Here is an 18,042-nt window from a genome sequence, read left to right as displayed (position 1 = left end):
CGGGCACGGCAGGACCCTGGGAGTTGAGTGCCGTGACCGGGGGATCGGGTGTCCCGGATGCTTCCCCGGTCACGGGTGCCGAGAGAGGGTGGTCAGAGGTTGGTCAGGTCCACCGGGATGCGCGGCTCGCAGCCGTCCCGGAGGATGGTCGCCTCGATCAGGCCGTAGGGCCGGTCGGCGGCGAAGTACACCTCGTTGTCGTTCTTGAGCCCGAAGGGCTCCAGGTCGACCAGGAAGTGGTGCTTGTTCGGCAGCGAGAAGCGGACCTCGTCGATCTCGCTGCGGTTGTTGATGATGCGCGAGCCCATCTGGTACAGCGTCTGCTGCAGGGAGAGGGAGTAGGTCTCGGCGAAGGCCTGGAGCATGTGCTTCTTGACCTGCTCGTAGGACTTCTCCCAGTGCGGCGCCTTCTGCTCGTCGTCGGTCCAGTTGAACCGCCAGCGGGCGGAGACCGAGGTGGCCAGGATGCGGTCGTAGGCCTCCTTCAGGGTCGTGTACTTGTCCTTGAGGTAGCCCCAGAACTCGGAGTTGGTCGAGTTCATCACCGTCAGGTCCTTCAGGCCCGAGATCACCTCCCAGGAGGAACCGTCGTAGGTGATCTGGGTCAGGCGGGTCTCCTGGCCCTTGCGGACGAAGGAGTGCTTGACCTCGTCGGCGCCGATGAACCTGGAGTTGGCGTCGGAGGTCTCGATGCGCTCCCAGGCGTACTCCTCGATGCGGATCCGGGCGCGGTGGATCGGCTCCTGGGAGGTGACGAAGTGGCGGGCGAGGTGGATGCCGAACTGCTCGGCGGACTCGATGCCGTGCTCCTTGGCGAACGCGAACACCGTGTTCTTGGTGGTGTCGGTCGGCAGGACGTGTGCGTTGGAGCCGGAGTAGTGGACCTCGTCCATGTCGCCGCTCAGCGCGACGGAGACGTTGAGGTCCTTGATGTGGTGGGTGGCGCCGTCCCGCGTGATCTTGACGACTCGGTTCTCGGCCTTGCCGTACTGGTTCTGTCCCAGGATGGTGGGCATCTTTAGCTAGCTCCCTCGGTAAACGGAGTAGCCGAACGGGTTGAGCAGCAGCGGTACGTGGTAGTGCTCGCCCGGCACGACGGCGAACGTGATCGCCACCTCCGGGAAGAACACGCCGGGTCCGCTGTCCCGATTCGCGGGGGCGTCCTGCTGCGCATCGGCTTGCTTCTTGGCGGATCTCTCTTCGAAGTACGGCTCCACCGCGAAGTCGAGCCGTACGTGGGTGGTCCCCTCCGGCAGGGCCGGCAGGTCCTTGCACCGGCCGTCGGCGTCGGTCGCGGAGCCGCCGAGCGCCTGCCAGTCCGCTGTGCGCCCGCTGCGGGCGGAGAGCTGGACGGCGACGCCCTCGGCGGGGCGGCCGGCGGAGGTGTCCAGGATGTGCGTGGACACGGAGGCGGTGGTGCTGGTGCTCATGGGTCAGGCGTCCTCTTCGACGAGTCGGGCCAGGCGGATGCGGTTGATCCTGCCCAGCTCGGTGCGGACGATCTCCCGCTCCTGCTCCGGCGCGTTGCCGATCCGCTCCTTGAGCGCGTCGCGCATCTGCTCGCCGGTCCGGCCGGTGGCGCAGATCAGGAACACATGGCCGAACTTCTCCTGGTAGGCCAGGTTCAGTTCGAGCATCTCGGCCTTGAGCTCCTCGGAGGCGCCGGCCATGCCGCGCTGCTCGCGGGCGGAGGTCGGGTCGCCCGGCTTGGGGCGGCCGATGGGCGGATGGCCGGCCATGGCCTCGGCCAGGTCGGCCGCGGTCAGCTCCGCCATGGCGGCGTCACTGGCGGCGAAGAGGTCGTCGGCGGTGGCGTAGGGGCGGGCGGCGATCAGGCGCCGGGCCCACTCGGTGGAGGCGCACGCCTCGTGGAGGGCGGCACGGGCCGCCCGCTCCTCCAGGTCGTTGAACCGGGTCAGGCCCGGGGGCGTGGAAGTCGACGTCACGGGAGCCTCCGTGGCCGCCGGGGCGGCCGTCGTGCTGAACGGGCTGCCGCTAGCTAACGCCCCCGGAAACGCCACGTCAACACTTTGTTGAAAATTCCGCGTAACAAGCCGAGGCGGCGGTCAGCTGCCCTTCTCCCGGTTCAGGTAGTTGTAGACCGTGAAGCGGCTGACGCCGAGCGCACTCGCCACGGTCTCCACGCCGTGTCGCACGGCGAAGGCGCCCCGCGCCTCCAGAGTGCGTACGACCTCCTGCTTGGCCTTGCGGTCCAGGTCGGCCAGCGGCCGGCCCTGACGGCGCTCCATGGCGGCGAGGATGTGGTCGAGGGAGTCCGCGAGCTGGGGCAGGCGGACGGCGACGACGTCGACGCCCTGCCAGGCGAGGACGACGTCCTCGGGGCCGGCCTCGTCGGGCGGGAGCATCTCCCCGCCCATGGCGTCGACCAGCGGTTTCACCGCCGTGATGAAGGGCTCGTCCGCGGTCACCTACCACCCTCCCCGCTCACGTCGTCGATCACGTTGACCTGGAGCGAGATCCGGGTGGCGCCGGCCTCCAGGGACTTGCGCAGCAGCGCGTCCAGGGCGGTGAGGACGCTGTCCGCGCCCCCCTCGGCCGTGTTGCCGAACGGCCCGACGTCCACGGTGTCCAGCTCGGCCGCCTCGATGACCTCGCGGGCCACCACGGCGTGCGCGGGCGCCTTGTCGAGGTCGAACGGTTCGGTCGTGAACTCCACTCTCAATCGCACGCGCTCAACCTAACGCGCCGCACGGATTTTGGGGCCGGTCCACCGGCTCCGCCTGCGGACCCCCCTTGACAAGCCCCGACACCCGACGGCAGTCTTCCATTACGCAGAAACAAACTTCCGTAATACGGAATCTCGACCCACGGAAGGGAGCGCGGCCCGAATGCCAGGTTTTGCATGGAGCACAGCCGCAGACCAGCGCTTCAACGTCAACCTGTCGATCCTCTTCACGGAACTCCCGCTCCTGGAACGCCCCGCGGCCGCCGCCGCGGCCGGCTTCACCGCGGTCGAGCTGTGGTGGCCCTGGATCGACTCCCCCACCCCCGAGCAGTCCGAGCTCGACGCCCTGAGGAAGGCGATCGAGGACGCGGATGTACAGCTCACGGGTCTGAACTTCTACGCCGGACAACTGCCGGGCCCGGACCGCGGCGCCCTGTCGGTCCCGGGCGAGGAGTCGGAGAAGTTCCGCGCCAACATCGACGTGGCCATCGCCTTCGCCGGGTCGCTCGGCTGCACGACGTTCAACGCCCTGTACGGCAACCGCGTCGACGGCGTGGACCCGGCCGAGCAGGACGCGCTCGCCCTGGAGAACCTGGTCCTCGCGGCCGAGGCCGTCGGCCGGGTCGGCGGGACCGTCCTGATCGAGGCCCTCAACCGGCCCGAGTCGCCGAAGTGCCCGATCGTGAGCGCGCCCGAGGCGATCGAGGTCGTGGACAAGGTCAACGAGGCGACCGGCCTCGGGAACGCCAAGTTCCTGATGGATCTGTACCACCTGTCCATGAACGGCGAGGACCTGCCGTCGGTCATCGAGGCGTACGCCGCGAAGACGGGTCACGTCCAGATCGCCGACAACCCCGGCCGCGGCGCCCCCGGAACGGGTTCGCTCCCGCTCGAGGAGCTGCTCGGCCGGCTCAAGAAGGCCGGTTACGACGGCTGGGTGGGCCTGGAGTACAAGGCCGGCGACCGCCCGAGCGCCGAGGCCTTCGACTGGCTCCCGCGCGAAGCGCGGGCCGCGCGCTGACCCCCTGACGTTGCACAGCAGTTGAGAGAGGCACCCCCATCATGAGCAACACCCTCCCCAAGATCGCGTGGATCGGCCTCGGCATCATGGGCTCGCCCATGTCCGAGAACCTGATCAAGGCGGGTTACCCGGTCACCGGCTTCACGCTGGAGCAGGAGAAGCTGGACCGGCTGGCCGCCGCCGGCGGCACCGTCGCCTCCTCGATCGCCGAGGCCGTGCGCGACGCCGACGTGGTCATCACGATGGTCCCCGCCTCTCCGCAGGTCGAAGCCATCGCCTACGGCCCGGACGGCATCCTGGAGAACGCCAGGTCCGGCGCCCTGCTGATCGACATGTCCTCGATCACCCCGCAGACCTCCATCGACCTGGCCGCCGCCGCCAAGGACAAGGGCATCCGCGTGCTCGACGCCCCGGTGTCCGGCGGTGAGGCCGGCGCGATCGAGGCCGTACTGTCGATCATGGTCGGCGGTGACCAGGCCGACTTCGACGAGGCGCGGCCGGTGTTCGAGGCGCTCGGCAAGACCATCGTGCTGTGCGGCCCGCACGGCTCCGGCCAGACCGTGAAGGCGGCCAACCAGCTGATCGTGGCCGTGAACATCCAGGCGTGCGCCGAGGCCGTGGTCTTCCTGGAGAAGTCGGGCGTGGACCTGAAGGCCGCGCTGGACGTCCTGGGCGGCGGCCTGGCCGGTTCCACCGTGCTGGCGCGCAAGAAGGACAACTTCCTGAACCGCGACTTCAAGCCTGGCTTCCGCATCGACCTGCACCACAAGGACATGGGCATCGTCACGGACGCCGCCCGCACCGTCGGTGCCGCGCTGCCGGTCGGCGCCGTGGTCGCCCAGCTCGTCGCCTCCCTGCGCGCGCAGGGCGACGGCGGCCTGGACCACTCGGCGCTGCTGCGCGCCGTGGAGCGCCTGTCCGGCGCCCGGGTCTGACGCCCCCGAGACTTCCGGGCCGCGGCGCCGCCGACACCTGTCCTGTCGCGCCCAGGCGGCGCCGCGGCCCGGAACCGACTTCAACAAACTGTTGACGCCTCGATCGCCCCACTTCTAGGCTCCACGAAGCGGAAACAGCTTTCCGCTGACACCCGTACGGAAGGTCCACGATGCCGCAGCGCGTGCTCACCACCGAGTCCGGCGCCCCCGTCGCCGACAACCAGAACTCCGCCTCCGCCGGCGTCGGCGGCCCGCTCCTGATCCAGGACCAGCACCTGCTGGAGAAGCTGGCGCGCTTCAACCGCGAGCGGATCCCGGAGCGTGTGGTGCACGCCCGTGGCTCCGGCGCGTACGGCCACTTCGAGGTGACGGACGACGTCACCGGCTTCACCCGCGCCGGCTTCCTGAGCGCGATCGGCAAGCGCACCGAGGTGTTCGTGCGCTTCTCCACGGTCGCCGACTCCCTCGGCGGCGCGGACGCGGTGCGCGACCCGCGCGGCTTCGCGGTGAAGTTCTACACCGAGGAGGGCAACTACGACCTCGTCGGCAACAACACCCCGGTGTTCTTCATCAAGGACCCGCTGAAGTTCCCCGACTTCATCCACTCGCAGAAGCGGGATCCGTTCACGGGCCGTCAGGAGCCGGACAACGTCTGGGACTTCTGGGCCCACTCCCCCGAGGCCACGCACCAGGTGACCTGGCTGATGGGCGACCGCGGCATCCCGGCGTCGTACCGGCACATGAACGGCTACGGCTCGCACACCTACTCCTGGACGAACGCCGAGGGCGAGGCCTTCTTCGTCAAGTACCACTTCAAGACGAACCAGGGCATCCGCTGCCTGTCCGCCGAGCAGGCGCAGGAACTGGCCGGCCAGGACGCCGACTCCCACCAGACGGACCTGCTCCAGGCGATCGAGCGCGGGGTGCATCCGTCCTGGACCCTGTACGTCCAGCTGATGCCGGCGGCCGAGGCGGCGGACTACCGCTTCAACCCCTTCGACCTGACGAAGGTGTGGCCGCACAAGGACTACCCGCTGCGGCGGGTCGGCCGGCTGGTCCTGGACCGCAACCCGGACAACGTGTTCGCCGAGGTCGAGCAGGCCGCGTTCTCCCCGAACAACTTCGTGCCCGGCATCGGCCCCTCCCCGGACAAGATGCTTCAGGGCCGCCTGTTCGCCTACGCGGACGCCCAGCGCTACCGGCTCGGCGTCAACCACACCCTGCTGCCGGTCAACGCCCCGAAGGCGGTGCCGGGCGGTGCCCGGAACTACGGCCGCGACGGCTTCATGGCGCTCAACGCCCAGGGCCGGCAGGCCAAGAACTACGAGCCGAACTCCTACGACGGCCCCGTGGAGACCGGCCGCCCGCTGTCGGCGCCGCTCGCCGTCTCCGGCCACACCGGCGCCCACGAGGCCCCGCTCCACACGAAGGACGACGACTTCTTCCAGGCGGGCGAGCTGTACCGGCTGATGTCGGCGGAGGAGAAGTCCCGCCTCATCGCCAACATCGCCGGCGGCCTCGCGCGGGTCTCCCGCGACGACGTGATCGACAAGAACCTGGCCCACTTCCACGCCGCCGACCCGGACTACGGCCGGCGTGTGGAGGAGGCGGTCCGCGCCCTGCGCGAGGACTGAGCCACAGGCCGCGTCCGGGTCCCGGCGGGGAGGCCGGCCCCGGACGCTCACGACCCGCTGCCGAGCGATCCGGATGAGGGGTGATCGATCGGCACGGCGGGCAGGACGAGGACCGCGGCGGTGTGCGAGCCAGTGCGGTGGTGAAGGACCTGGGCCCCTTCTCGACCAGAGGGAAGGCGCCCCGGCTCCGTCGCCTCCGCCGCGGTCCCCGGCCACGACTCCGTCCGGCGGCGCGAATGTTCTGTCGCGCCCAGCCTCGCGCCGTCGGACGGGCACCACAGAGCGCGAAGGCGCCCCCCTGATCCAGGGGGGCGCCTTCGCGCTGCCGGGAGACGGCCCGGCGTGCGCGGGCGTCGCATCCGCAGGACGCTGATGCCATGGGCAATCCGACGCAGTACCCGCACATCGTGGTCCATGCCCCGGCACTGGACGGCTCCCGGCGCGTCACCGAGGGCGAGGTGACCCTGGGGCTCGCCTCCCACCTGGACGACGTCGTCGAGATCCTGCGGCTGGCCGACCTGGACCGCGTCGAGGTCGAGGAGAGCGACCTCATCGAATGGCAGGGCGGCGGCCCGGACGACTGGCCCGGGCTGTCGGAGCACGAGCTGTAGCCGCGCGGCGCACGGCACCGGCCGTATCCCGCCTGCGCAACCTCAAATCAAGCTCTGAACACTCCCGGAAAGGCTTCAACTGCCGTCTCCGGCGGGCACATCACCGGCATGCGGGGCCCGCCGGCACGGGGGCGGCGGGCCCCGCGCGGGGGGGTCTCATGGACCGCACGCCATCGGTTCCGCCGGATCCGTGCGCGATCGCCCTGCTGCGGGCGGGCGCCCGCGCCGCCGTGACCGTCGCCGTGGTCGGGCTGCATCTGCGCGGCACGGTCGACGCCGGCCGGCCGGGCACCCTGCACAGGACCGGGGCGCGGGACGCCGCCCCCTTCCGCCATCCGCTGGAGAAGGCCGTGCGCACCGCCCTGTACCGGCCCGCGGGGCTGCGCGGGTTGCCCGCCCGGGCGGTGGTGGGGCGGGCCCTCGCGCGCATGCGGGCCGAGCTCGTGGCGCAGGGGCTGCTGCGCTCGCTGCCGCCGGGACGCACCCGGGCCGCCCGCCGCCTGCCGGCGTCGCTGCGCGAGCGCCATCCACTGCCCGAGCACCGCGACGGCCCGGCGGACGATCAGGTGCTGCTCGCCGTCGCGCTGTACGGCGAGCGGGCGCTGACCGCCCTGCTGCCGCGCTTCACCCGGGATGCCGGGCTCACCGGCCGTGGCGCACTGGCGGACGAGGGCCTCTTCCCGTGGGGCCGGGGGACGGGCCTGCGCGGCATCGTCGGCGACGAGGGCATGAACGACCGGGCGGCGACGGACACCACTGCGGCGGGGATCACCATTCCGGCGGCGGCCACGGCGGCTCGTACGGTGGTCACGATCCCGGTGGGTGGGGAGGCTGCGGGGGCGGCGGGTTCGACTGAGGACGGGGAAGGCGCGAGAACGCCGGAGGGCGGCCCGTCCCCCCGGACGGACCGCCCTCCCACCTCGTGCGAGGCGTCAGACCTTCAGCGGCTTGATCGACGTCGGCGCGTGGCCCGGCTCCGTGGCCAGGTCCTCGAACTCGGAGATGTCGCTGATGTCCATGGTGCGGCTCATGGAGATGTTGGTGATCCGCTCCAGGATCGCCTCGACGACGACCGGCACCCGGTACTCGGCGGCCAGCTTCTTCGCCTGCTCGAAGGCCGCGCCCAGCTGGTCCGGCTCGGTGACCCGGATGGCCTTGCAGCCCAGGCCCTCGGCGACCTTGACGTGGTCGACGCCGTAGACGCCGATCTCGGGCGTGTTGATGTTCTCGAACTCCAGGTTGACCTGGAAGTTGATGTCCAGGCCGATCTGCGCCTGGCGGATCAGGCCCAGGTAGGCGTTGTTCACCAGGACGTGGACGTAGGGGACCCGGTGCTGCGCGGCGACGGCCAGCTCCTCGATCATGAACTGGAAGTCGTAGTCCCCGGAGAGCGCGACCACCGGGGTCTCCGGGTCGGCCTTGGCGACGCCGATCGCGGCCGGGATGGTCCAGCCGAGCGGGCCGGCCTGGCCGCAGTTGATCCAGTGGCGGGGCTTGTAGACGTGCAGCATCTGCGCGCCGGCGATCTGGGAGAGGCCGATCGTGGTGACGTACCGCGTCTCGGGGCCGAAGGCCTTGTTCATCTCCTCGTACACGCGCTGCGGTTTCATCGGCACGTTGTCGAAGTGCGTGCGGCGCAGCAGCGTGGCCTTGCGCTCCTGGGTGGAGGCGACCCATTCGGTGCGGTCGGGCAGCCGGCCCTCCGCCTTCAGGTCCTTGGCCACCTCGACGAACAGCTCCAGCGCCGCCCTCGCGTCGGAGACGACGCCGTAGTCCGGCGGAAAGATCTTGCCGATCTGGGTGGGCTCGATGTCGACGTGGACGAACGTGCGGTCGCCGCGGTACACGTCCAGCTTGTAGCCGGTGTGGCGGTTGGCCCAGCGGTTGCCGATGCCGAGGACGACGTCGGACTCCAGGAAGGTGGCGTTGCCGTAGCGGTGCGAGGTCTGCACGCCGACCATGCCGGCGTTCAGTTCGTGGTCGTCGGGCAGCGCGCCCCAGCCCATCAGCGTCGGGATGACGGGCGTCTGCGTCAGTTCGGCGAACTCGGTCAGCAGGTCGCAGGCGTCGGCGCCGATGACGCCGCCGCCGGCGACGAGGACCGGGCGCTCTGCGGCCAGCAGGAAGGAGAGCGCCTTCTCGATCTGGGCGCGGGTCGCGGTGGGCCGGTAGACCGGGAGCGGCTCGTACGTCTCCGGGTCGAACTCGATCTCCGTCTGCTGCACGTCGATCGGGAGGTCGATCAGAACGGGGCCGGGACGGCCGGAGCGCATCAGGTGGAAGGCCTGCTGGAAGACGCCGGGGACCTGCGCGGCCTCCAGGACGGTGACCGCCATCTTGGTGACCGGGCCCGCGATCGCGGCGATGTCGACGGCTTGGAAGTCCTCCTTGTGGATCACGGCGGTCGGTGCCTGGCCGGTGATGCACAGGATCGGGATGGAGTCGCCGATGGCCGAGTACAGGCCGGTGATCATGTCGGTGCCGGCGGGGCCCGAGGTGCCGATGCAGACGCCGATGTTGCCGGGCCGGGTGCGGGTGTAGCCCTCGGCCATGTGGGAGGCGCCCTCGACATGGCGGGCGAGGGTGTGCTGGATGCCGCCGCCCTCTTTGAGCGCCTTGTAGAACGGGTTGATCGCCGCGCCGGGCACACCGAAGGCGTCGGTGACGCCCTCGCGCTTGAGGATCTCAACTGCCGCGCGGGCAGCGGTCATTCGGGCCATCGAGTACTCCTGCTTCGGCTGTCGGATGCGTACTCCCGTCGCGCCCCGCGGTGAGCACAGCTTCAATTCCGCATTACGGAATTTGACTTCTACTATCTGGAAGCAATGTAGGGGGGCGGGCGGACCTCGTCAAGAGACGGCAAGAGCCGGACAGGCCGGTGCGGGGAGGGGGACGATGGAGGGGTTGGGGAGGATCGCGACCACCCGGGGGCGGGTCATGGACGAGAGCATGCCGGTGCGCTGTCCGGCCTGCCGGCGCGAGCACATCTACGCGGCGCAGGCGTACCCCTGCGTGTGCGGCACCCCGGCCGTCCTCCGGGCGGACCCGGCCGCGGAACCGGTCGCGCTCGGGCGGCGCGGCTGGGACGAGGAGTGGGTGACCTTGCGCTGCACGGTCTGCGGGCGCCGCACCGACTGGCCGCAGCCGGAACTGGGCTGTCCGTGCGGCACGTTCGTGCGCGTGCCCGTGCGGGGCGCGGCACCGCCGGCCGGCACCGCCCCCCTCACACCGGGCGGCCCGGCGGCGCAACCGGCGACGGATCCGACAGGCGCGACGGCGCCGGACCCGACAGCGGCGAAGGCCCCCGAACCGGCGCCCGCCCCGGAACCCGAGCCCACCGCCGCGCGCCGGCCCCGCTTCCACCCCCGCGCCATCCACACCGCCCGCGACGCGGTCACCACCGCCGCGCTCTATCTGCGCGGGCTCGGCTACCGCGACATCCGCCGTGCCGACCAGCGGCCGCCGTCCGGCATCGGGCTGGCCGCGCCCGGCCTGGTCGCGCTGGTGGACCCGGCCGTGCGGCCCGCCTCGCTGCGGGACGTGGAGTGCCTGTGGCTGACGGCCATGACGGAGTCGGCGGGCTGTGTCTGCTTCTCGTTGGCCGGATACGCCGAGGACGCCCGGGCCCGGGCCGACACGCTGGGCGTGCCGCTGTTCGTCCTGGACCTCACGGGCGTCCCACGACCGGTGAACGGCCCGGCCGAGCGGCTGAGCGAGGCGGGGCCGGGGCTCTGACGGCCGGCCTCAGCCGCCGTACGTCTGGCGCAGCTCCACCTTGCGCACCTTGCCCGACACCGTCATCGGGAAGGAGTCGAGGAGCTGCAGCCGGCTGGGGATCTTGTAGTGCGCGAGCCGGTCCTGGCAGAAGGCGCGCAGCTCCTCCAGGGTGAGCGGGTCGGCGGCGTCGCGCGGGATGACACAGGCGAGGACCTCCTCGCCGTAGGTCTCGTGCGGCACCCCGACGACCTGGACGTCCTGGATCTTGGGATGGGCGTAGAGGAACTCCTCGATCTCGCGCGGATAGATGTTCTCGCCGCCCCGGATGATCATGTCCTTGATCCGGCCGACGATCTCCACGTACCCGTCCTCGCGCATCACCGCGAGGTCCCCGGTGTGCATCCAGCGGCCGGCGTCGACGGCCTCGGCGGTCTTCTCCGGCTCGTTCCAGTAGCCGAGCATCACGCTGTAGCCGCGGGTGCACAACTCCCCCGCGCTGCCCCGGGGTTGGGTGACACCGGTGGCCGGGTCGACGACCTTGACCTCCAGGTGGGGCAGGACCCGGCCCACGGTGGCGGTGCGGTGCTCCAGGTCGTCCTCGATCCGGGTCTGCAGGGACACCGGGGAGGTCTCGGTCATGCCGTAGCAGATGGAGACCTCCTCCATGTGCATCTCGGCGACGACCCGCTTCATCACCTCCACCGGGCAGGGCGATCCCGCCATGATGCCGGTGCGCAGGGTGGAGAGGTCGTAACGGGCGAAGTCCGGCAGGTTCAGCTCCGCGATGAACATGGTCGGGACGCCGTAGAGGGACGTGCAGCGCTCCCGCTGCACCGCCTCCAGGGTCGCCCGGGGCTCGAAGGAGGGGGCGGGGATGACCATGCAGGCGCCGTGCGAGGTGGCCGCCAGGTTGCCCATGACCATGCCGAAGCAGTGGTAGAAGGGCACCGGGATACAGATCCGGTCCTGTTCGGTGTAGGCGGTCAACTCCCCCACGAAGTAGCCGTTGTTGAGGATGTTGTGGTGGGAGAGGGTGGCGCCCTTGGGGAAGCCGGTGGTGCCCGAGGTGTACTGGATGTTGATGGGGTCGTCGGTGGACAACTGCGCTTCCCGGGCACGCAGTTCCTCGCGGCGGTCGGCCGTGCCGCGTGCGGTGAAGGCCTCCCAGCCGGGGTCCCCGATGTAGACGGTCTCCTTCAAATCCCGGCAGGTGCCGCGCACGTCCTCCACCATGGCGCGGTAGTCGCTGCCCTTGTGGCTGAGGGAGGCGAACAGCAGGGAGATCCCGGCCTGGTTGAGGACGTACTCGACCTCGTGGGTGCGGTAGGCGGGGTTGATGTTCACCATGACGGCGCCGATGCGGGCGGTGGCGTACTGCACGAGCACCCACTCGGCGCAGTTGACCGCCCAGATGCCCACCCGGTCGCCCTTGGCGACGCCGCTCGCGAGCAGCGCGTACGCCAGCCGCTCGACGTCGGCGGCGAACTCCGCGTAGGTCCAGCGGCGCCCGGAGGGCACGTCGACCAGGGCCTCGCGGTCGGGCCACGCGGCCACGGCCCGGTCGAGGTTGGCGCCGATGGTGTCGCCGAGGAGGGCGGTGGAGCCCGTCCCGTGGGTGTACGACAGTTCCGCGGTCACCGGAAGTCCTCCTCGCGGTACTCGTCGTCCGAGCCGGTGGCCGTGGCCTCGCGCAGCTCGATCCGGCGGATCTTGCCGGAGACGGTCTTGGGCAGCGAGCCGAACTCCAGCCGGCGGATGCGCTTGTAGGGGGCCAGCACCTCACGGGAGTGCTCGAAGATCACCTTGGCGGTGTCGGGGCCGGGCTCGTAGCCCTCGGCGAGGACGACGTACGCCTTGGGCACGGCCAGCCGCAGCTCGTCGGGCGCGGGGACGACGGCCGCCTCGGCGACCGCCTCGTGCTCCAGCAGCGCGCTCTCCAGCTCGAAGGGGCTGATCTTGTAGTCGGAGGCCTTGAACACGTCGTCGCTGCGCCCGATGTAGGTGAGGTAGCCCTCGTCGTCGCGGGAGGCGATGTCACCCGTGCGGTAGTAGCCGCCGGCCATCGCCTCGGCCGTCCGGTCGGGGTCGCCGTGATAGCCGGCCATGAGGCCGACCGGCCGCTCGGAGAGGTCGAGGGCGATCTCGCCCTCGGCCGCGCCCGGCGCGCCCGAGACCGGGTCGAGCAGCTCCACCCGGTAGCCGGGGCTGGGACGGCCCATGGAGCCGGTCTTCAGCGGCTGGCCGGGGCTGTTGGAGACCTGTACGGCGGTCTCGGTCTGCCCGAAGCCGTCCCGGATGGTGATGCCCCAGGCGCGCCGGACCTGCTCGATGACCTCGGGGTTGAGGGGCTCGCCGGCGGCGACGACCTCGCGGGGCGGGGTGGTCAGCTGGGTCAGGTCGGCCTGGATGAGCATGCGCCACACGGTGGGCGGGGCGCAGAAGGTGGTGACGCCGTGGCGGTCCATCTCGGCCATCAGCCGGCCGGCGTCGAAGCGGGTGTAGTTGTGGATGAAGACGGTCGCCTCCGCGTTCCACGGGGCGAACAGGTTGGACCAGGCGTGCTTGGCCCAGCCGGGCGAGGAGATGTTCAGGTGCACGTCGCCGGGCTTCAGGCCGATCCAGTACATGGTGGCCAGATGGCCGACGGGATAGGACGTGTGGGTGTGCTCGACCAGCTTGGGGCGGGCGGTGGTGCCCGAGGTGAAGTACAGCATCAGCGGGTCGTCGGCCAGGGTGGGGCCGTCGGGGAGGAACTCGGCCGGGGCGGCGTAGGCGTCCTCGTACGGCTCCCAGCCCTCCTGGGGCAGGCCGCCGACGGCGATCCGGGTGTAGGCGCCCGGCACGTCGGCGAACTTGGCGGTGTCCTCGGCACGCACCAGCACGTGCTTGACCCGGCCGCGCTCGACCCGGTCGGTCAGGTCGGCGGGGCCGAGCAGCGGGGTGGCCGGGATGACGACCGCACGCAGCTTCATCGCGGCGAGCGCCGTCTCCCAGAGTTCGGCCTGGTTGCCGAGCATCACGAGGACGCGGTCCTCGGCGGCGACGCCCCGGGCGCGCAGCCAGTTCGCGACCCGGTCGGAGCGCTCGGCCAGCTCGGCGAAGGAGAGCCGGACCTCGCTGCCGTCCTCCTCGACGATGTGCAGCGCGGTCCGGTCGTTGCCCTCGGCGATCACGTCGAACCAGTCCAGCGCCCAGTTGAAGTGCTCGGGCCGCGGCCAGGCGAAGCCCGCGTACGCGGTGGCGTAGTCCTCGCGGTGTTCCAGCAGGAAGTCCCGGGCTCCGCGGAACAGCTCCGTCGCCGTCGTCATGGTGTCCTCCTCAGTACCGGACCATTGCCGGGCGGCTCTCTGGCATCGTCTAATCCGTGATGCAGGTCTCACTACCCCCGAACGGGGGTGTGGTCCACGCGGACGGGGGTGTGGGCAAGCACGAGAGCCGTGCCGAAGGAGCGACGAGGTGGCAGCAGAGGCCGTTGCGGCGGCGGAGATACGCGGTGCCCTGGCCCGGCTGCGGCGCACCACCGGGCTGCCGGTGGCGTTCGGCGGGGTGCTCGAGCCCGGCCGGCCGCAGATCCGCATCACCGAGCTGAGCGGCACCCGCACGGCGGCACTGCGCTCGCTCGCGGTGACCTCCGGCAACGGGCTGGGCGGCAAGACGGCGGCACTGGCCCGGCCGTGCGCGGTCACGGACTACTCCCGCTCCCGGCAGATCAGCCACGAGTACGACGTCCCGGTGGCCGCCGAGGGCCTCTGCTCGATCGTCGCGGTGCCGGTCGTCGTTCGGCGGCAGGTGCGCGGGGTGCTGTACGGGGCGCTGCGCACCGCCCAGCCGCTCGGGGACCGGACGCTGGGGGCGGCGATGGCGGCGGCGCGGGACGTGGAGCAGGCGCTGGTGGTCCGGGAGGAGGCGCGGGGGCTGCTGGCGGCCGCCCGGGTCCCGGAGCCGGACGCCGCGGGCCCCGATCCGGGCGGGGCCTGGGAGCAGGTGCGCGAGGCCCATGCCGCGCTGCGCGCGCTGGCGCCCCGGATCACCGACCCCGGGCTGCGCGCCGACCTGCTCGCCGCCTGCGGTCTGCTGGCCGCACCGCGTCCGGCGGACGCGGTGAGCCTGGCGCCGCGCGAGCTGGACGTGCTGTCCTGGGTGGCGGCGGGCGCGACCAACGCGGCCGTGGCCGAGCGGCTGGGGCTGCGCCCGGAGACGGTGAAGGGATATCTGCGTTCGGCGATGCGGAAGCTGGGCGCGCACACCCGAGGGGAGGCGGTGACCGCCGCACGCCGGGCGGGACTGCTGCCCTGAGGGTGCCGGGCGAGAGATCGGCGGGGGCCCTTCCGCGGCAGCCGTAAGGAAACCTGCCCGTTGAGTGGCGTAACTTTGTATTCGCCCATGACTGACCGTTTGTTATTACCCTCACCACGGCTTCCGTCCGAATTTCAGGGATCGTTGCCTAGAATTTGGCCCGAACACGACACAGGAGGGGAGCGGTGACCGTGCGACGGGACTTCCAGGAGCCTGCCCGATGCCGCCCCGACCTGCTCATCGGCCGCGAGGATCTGTTCGCCACCGCGCGCGACCAGCTCGCCTCGGGCGGCAGTGTGCTGCTGCACGGCCCGGCCGGAATAGGTAAATCGACCGTGCTGCGGGCATTGGCCGAGGAATACGGCGCCACCGCGCGCACCGTCCTGCGCTGCTCGGCCACCGAGTCCGAATCCCACCTCCCCTTCCTGGCCCTCGCCGACCTCCTCGGACTGGTCCTCGACGACATCTCCCCCCGGCTGCCCGCCGCGCAGCGCACCGCCCTGGAGTCGGCGCTCACCGGACGCGGCGAGTCCAGCCTGCAGCGCGACGGCCTGGCACTGCGCCTGGCGGTGCTCTCCGCGCTGCGCGCGCTCGCCGCCCGGGGCCCGGTCCTGGTCGTCGCCGACGACCTGCAGTGGCTGGATCCGGCCAGCGCCGAGCTGCTCGGCTTCGCCGCCCGCCGCCTGGAGGGCACCCCGGTGCAGCTGCTGTGCGCGGTGCGTACCGAGGGCCAGGAGAGCCAGGAGTACGACCGTCACTTGCGCGCCTGCCCGCCGGACACGGTCGCCGTCCGGCTCGGCCCGCTCAACCGCACCCAGGTGGCCCAGCTCCTCGACCACCGGGGCCACGGCGGCCTGCCCCGCTCCACCGTCCGCGAGATCCACCGCACCAGCGGCGGCAACCCGCTGTTCGCCCTGGAGCTCGGCCGGGCCCTCGCCGACAGCCCCACCCCGCCCCGCCCCGGCGAGCCGCTGCCGGTGCCGACCTCGTTGCGCGCCCTCGTGCTCAGCCGGCTCGACATGCTCTCGGTCGAGGCCCGCCGCACCCTGCTGGTCGCCAGCGCAGGCGCCCGCCCCACCCTCGCCCTGCTGCACGCGGCCGGCCGGGAGAACGCCGAGGCCGAGTGCGCCCAGGCCGCCGAGCTGGGGCTGCTGGCCACCGAGCCGGACGCGCCCGCCGTACGGTTCGCGCACCCGCTGATCTCCGCCGCGCTGTACGCCGAGACACCCGCCCAGGAACGGCGCGCCGCGCACGCGGCCCTGTCCACGGTGGCCTCCGACCCGATCGAGCGGGCCCGGCACCTGGCCCTCGCCACCACCGGCACCGACCCGGAGGTCGCCGCCAGTCTCGCCGAGGCGGCCTCCCTTGCCCGGGACCGGGGCGCGCCCTCGGTGGCGGCCCAGCTCGGTCTGCTGGCGGCCCGGCACACCCCGGCGGCCGGCGTGCCCGCCCCGGACGAGCGCCGGCTGCTGGCCGCCGAGGACGCGATCACCGCGGGCGAGGTCGACCTGGCCCGGGACATCGCCCGGGAGGTGCTGACCCGGGCGACGAGGCCGGCCGACCGGGTACGGGCCTGGATCATCGTCATCGACACCGCGGGCCACACCATGTCCGAGGTCGACGCCGTCTTCCCGCAGGCTCTCGCCGACGCCGGCGACGACCCGCGGCTGCTGGCCCTCGTGCACTACCAGCTCGCCTGGCGCGGGCTGATCGTGGAGGGCGACTTCACCGAGGCCCGCGAGGAGGCGGCGCACGCCGCCGAGCTGGCCGCGCGCGGCGGCGACCGGCGCACCGAGCTGCTCGCCCTCGCCTTCCAGGCGCAGACCGAGACGCTGATGGGCCACCCGGAGGCGCCCCGGACCATCAAGCGCGCCCTGAAGGAGCCGCAGGACCCGCAGGTGGCCTGGCACCACAACGGCGCGGGCAGCGCCCGGTTCCGCTGGCTGGTCATGGGGGACCAGCTCGGCGAGGCCCGGGCGACCGTCACCGCGCTGCTGCGCGAGGTGCGCCGGCGCGGGTCGGTGGAGAGCGAGGTGCACTTCCTGCGCGGCCTCGCCGAGACCGAACTGCGCGCCGGGCACTGCGGGCGCGCCCTGGACCTCGCCCGCGAGAGCCTGCGGCTCGCCCGGGACTCCGGGATCGGCGAGACCGCCTCGGCGATGCTCACCTCGTTGGCGGAGGCCTCCGGCGGGGACGTGGACCGGGCGCTGGCGCTGGCCCGGGAGGCGGTGCAGCACGCCGAGGAGGACGGCGACCAGATGTACCTCTCCCGGGCGCTCGGCGCCCTCGGGTACGCCCAGTTGGTGGCCGGGGACCCGGCGGGCACGGTCCGCTCGCTGCGCCGGGTGCGCCGCCTGGAGCTGGGCCTCGGCATCACGGACCCGGCGCGCGGCCGCTGGCACGGCGACCTCGCCGAGGCGCTGGTCCGCGTCGGGGAACCGGCCGAGGCGCAGGACGTCATCGACGCCAGCCGTGAGCACGCCCTGCGGCTCGGGCGGGAGAGTGTCCTCGCCGTGCTGGACCGGGCGGAGGCGCTGGTGCGTGCCGCGCACGGCGACCAGGACGCCGCCCTCGCCCAGTTGACGTCCGCTCAGGACCGGCTCGCCAAGCTCGGCTACGGCCTGGAGGAGGCCCGCGCCGCGTTCGCGCTGGCCCAGCTGCGCACCCGGCGCCCGGAGCCCGGCGTCAAGCGGACGACGGCGTACGACGAGGCCACCCGGCTCTTCCGCCGCTGCCGCGCGCTGCCCTGGCTGCGCCAGGTGGAGGAGGCCCTCACCGCCCCCGACCCCGAGCCGGCGCTCGCGGTGCCGGAGGCGCTGGACGCCCTGGCGTCGCTGGCCTCGATGGAGCGTCAGGTCGCGGCGCTGGTCATGGAGGGCGCCACCAACCGGGAGATCGCCTCCCGGCTGTTCGTCAGTGTGAAGACGGTCGAGGCCACGCTGACCCGGGTCTACCGCAAGCTCGGGATCCGATCGCGCGTCGACATCGTCCGATTGGCGGCAGGTCGCAGGGCGCGCTGAGCGCCGCTCCTGTTAACTGAGCCGGACCGAGGGTTTTCCCTCACCCCGCCCCCCTAGGGGGTTCCCTCATTGGGACCGTGGGTTCCGGGCCCTAGCGTAAAGGGCGTGCCGCTCGCCCGGGC

General features: G+C 72.1%; 15 protein-coding genes. 7 read left to right on the top strand and 8 right to left on the bottom strand.

Translation table 11 applies throughout. From position 1 onward, the window contains the following. Positions 1-92: 92 nt before the first annotated feature. The 5 genes from pucL to ACZ404_RS12780 form a co-directional block, all read right to left on the bottom strand. The gene (gene pucL, locus ACZ404_RS12800) at positions 93-1,016 is read right to left on the bottom strand and encodes a factor-independent urate hydroxylase (RefSeq protein ID WP_468438933.1); all 924 of its coding nucleotides are present in this window, start codon (positions 1,014-1,016) and stop codon (positions 93-95) included. A 6-nt stretch (positions 1,017-1,022) separates the two neighbouring features. Continuing rightward, the gene (uraH, locus tag ACZ404_RS12795) at positions 1,023-1,430 is read right to left on the bottom strand and encodes a hydroxyisourate hydrolase (RefSeq protein ID WP_468438931.1); all 408 of its coding nucleotides are present in this window, start codon (positions 1,428-1,430) and stop codon (positions 1,023-1,025) included. Positions 1,431-1,433: 3 nt separating this feature from the next. Then, positions 1,434-1,946, bottom strand: coding sequence for a 2-oxo-4-hydroxy-4-carboxy-5-ureidoimidazoline decarboxylase (gene uraD, locus ACZ404_RS12790; RefSeq protein WP_468438929.1), 513 nt, complete (start codon positions 1,944-1,946; stop codon positions 1,434-1,436). 120 nt (positions 1,947-2,066) lie between these two features. Further along, positions 2,067-2,378: a helix-turn-helix domain-containing protein gene (locus tag ACZ404_RS12785; RefSeq protein ID WP_468439005.1), complete on the bottom strand. Its 312-nt coding sequence runs from the start codon at positions 2,376-2,378 to the stop codon at positions 2,067-2,069. A gap of 47 nt (positions 2,379-2,425) precedes the next feature. Next, complete coding sequence (locus ACZ404_RS12780; protein WP_468438927.1) at positions 2,426-2,689, bottom strand: YkoF family thiamine-binding protein; 264 nt, start codon at positions 2,687-2,689, stop codon at positions 2,426-2,428. A gap of 160 nt (positions 2,690-2,849) precedes the next feature. Here ACZ404_RS12780 and ACZ404_RS12775 point away from each other — a divergent pair, with 160 nt between their 5' ends. From ACZ404_RS12775 to ACZ404_RS12760, 4 genes are all read left to right on the top strand, one after another. After that, the gene (locus ACZ404_RS12775; protein ID WP_468438925.1) at positions 2,850-3,707 is read left to right on the top strand and encodes a TIM barrel protein; all 858 of its coding nucleotides are present in this window, start codon (positions 2,850-2,852) and stop codon (positions 3,705-3,707) included. A 41-nt stretch (positions 3,708-3,748) separates the two neighbouring features. After that, positions 3,749-4,642: a 2-hydroxy-3-oxopropionate reductase gene (locus ACZ404_RS12770; RefSeq protein WP_468438923.1), complete on the top strand. Its 894-nt coding sequence runs from the start codon at positions 3,749-3,751 to the stop codon at positions 4,640-4,642. 170 nt (positions 4,643-4,812) lie between these two features. Then, positions 4,813-6,276, top strand: a complete 1,464-nt coding sequence (locus ACZ404_RS12765; protein ID WP_468438921.1) for a catalase — start codon at positions 4,813-4,815, stop codon at positions 6,274-6,276. A gap of 377 nt (positions 6,277-6,653) precedes the next feature. Next, entirely contained in the window at positions 6,654-6,887 is a 234-nt protein-coding gene (locus ACZ404_RS12760; protein ID WP_468438919.1) for a hypothetical protein, read from the top strand. A gap of 932 nt (positions 6,888-7,819) precedes the next feature. On the opposite strand, the gene gcl is transcribed toward ACZ404_RS12760, so the two are convergent. Next, the gene (gene gcl, locus ACZ404_RS12755) at positions 7,820-9,607 is read right to left on the bottom strand and encodes a glyoxylate carboligase (protein ID WP_468438917.1); all 1,788 of its coding nucleotides are present in this window, start codon (positions 9,605-9,607) and stop codon (positions 7,820-7,822) included. Positions 9,608-9,824: 217 nt separating this feature from the next. Here gcl and ACZ404_RS12750 point away from each other — a divergent pair, with 217 nt between their 5' ends. After that, complete coding sequence (locus tag ACZ404_RS12750) at positions 9,825-10,622, top strand: hypothetical protein (protein ID WP_468438915.1); 798 nt, start codon at positions 9,825-9,827, stop codon at positions 10,620-10,622. Between the two features lie 9 nt (positions 10,623-10,631). Here ACZ404_RS12750 and ACZ404_RS12745 read toward each other — a convergent pair whose 3' ends face one another. Together ACZ404_RS12745 and ACZ404_RS12740 are read right to left on the bottom strand one after the other, a co-directional pair. Further along, complete coding sequence (locus ACZ404_RS12745; RefSeq protein ID WP_468438913.1) at positions 10,632-12,242, bottom strand: AMP-binding protein; 1,611 nt, start codon at positions 12,240-12,242, stop codon at positions 10,632-10,634. Next, positions 12,239-13,912 carry an AMP-binding protein gene (locus tag ACZ404_RS12740; protein WP_468438911.1) on the bottom strand — a complete coding sequence of 558 codons (1,674 nt, stop codon included), beginning with the start codon at positions 13,910-13,912 and terminating at the stop codon, positions 12,239-12,241. Before ACZ404_RS12740 ends, ACZ404_RS12745 begins: the two co-directional genes overlap by 4 nt. Positions 13,913-14,060: 148 nt before the next feature. On the opposite strand from ACZ404_RS12740, the gene ACZ404_RS12735 reads away from it, so the two are divergent. Together ACZ404_RS12735 and ACZ404_RS12730 are read left to right on the top strand one after the other, a co-directional pair. Further along, the gene (locus ACZ404_RS12735) at positions 14,061-14,900 is read left to right on the top strand and encodes a helix-turn-helix transcriptional regulator (RefSeq protein ID WP_468438909.1); all 840 of its coding nucleotides are present in this window, start codon (positions 14,061-14,063) and stop codon (positions 14,898-14,900) included. Positions 14,901-15,085: 185 nt separating this feature from the next. After that, a complete protein-coding gene (locus ACZ404_RS12730; RefSeq protein WP_468438907.1) occupies positions 15,086-17,920 on the top strand; it encodes an ATP-binding protein in 2,835 nt (944 codons plus the stop codon). The last annotated feature ends 122 nt before the right edge of the window (positions 17,921-18,042 follow it).

The sequence above is a fragment of the Streptomyces sp. NPDC030798 genome (assembly GCF_055572275.1).
The sequence above is the reverse complement of the archived record's forward strand: the minus strand, read 5'-3'. Positions and strand labels throughout refer to the sequence as shown.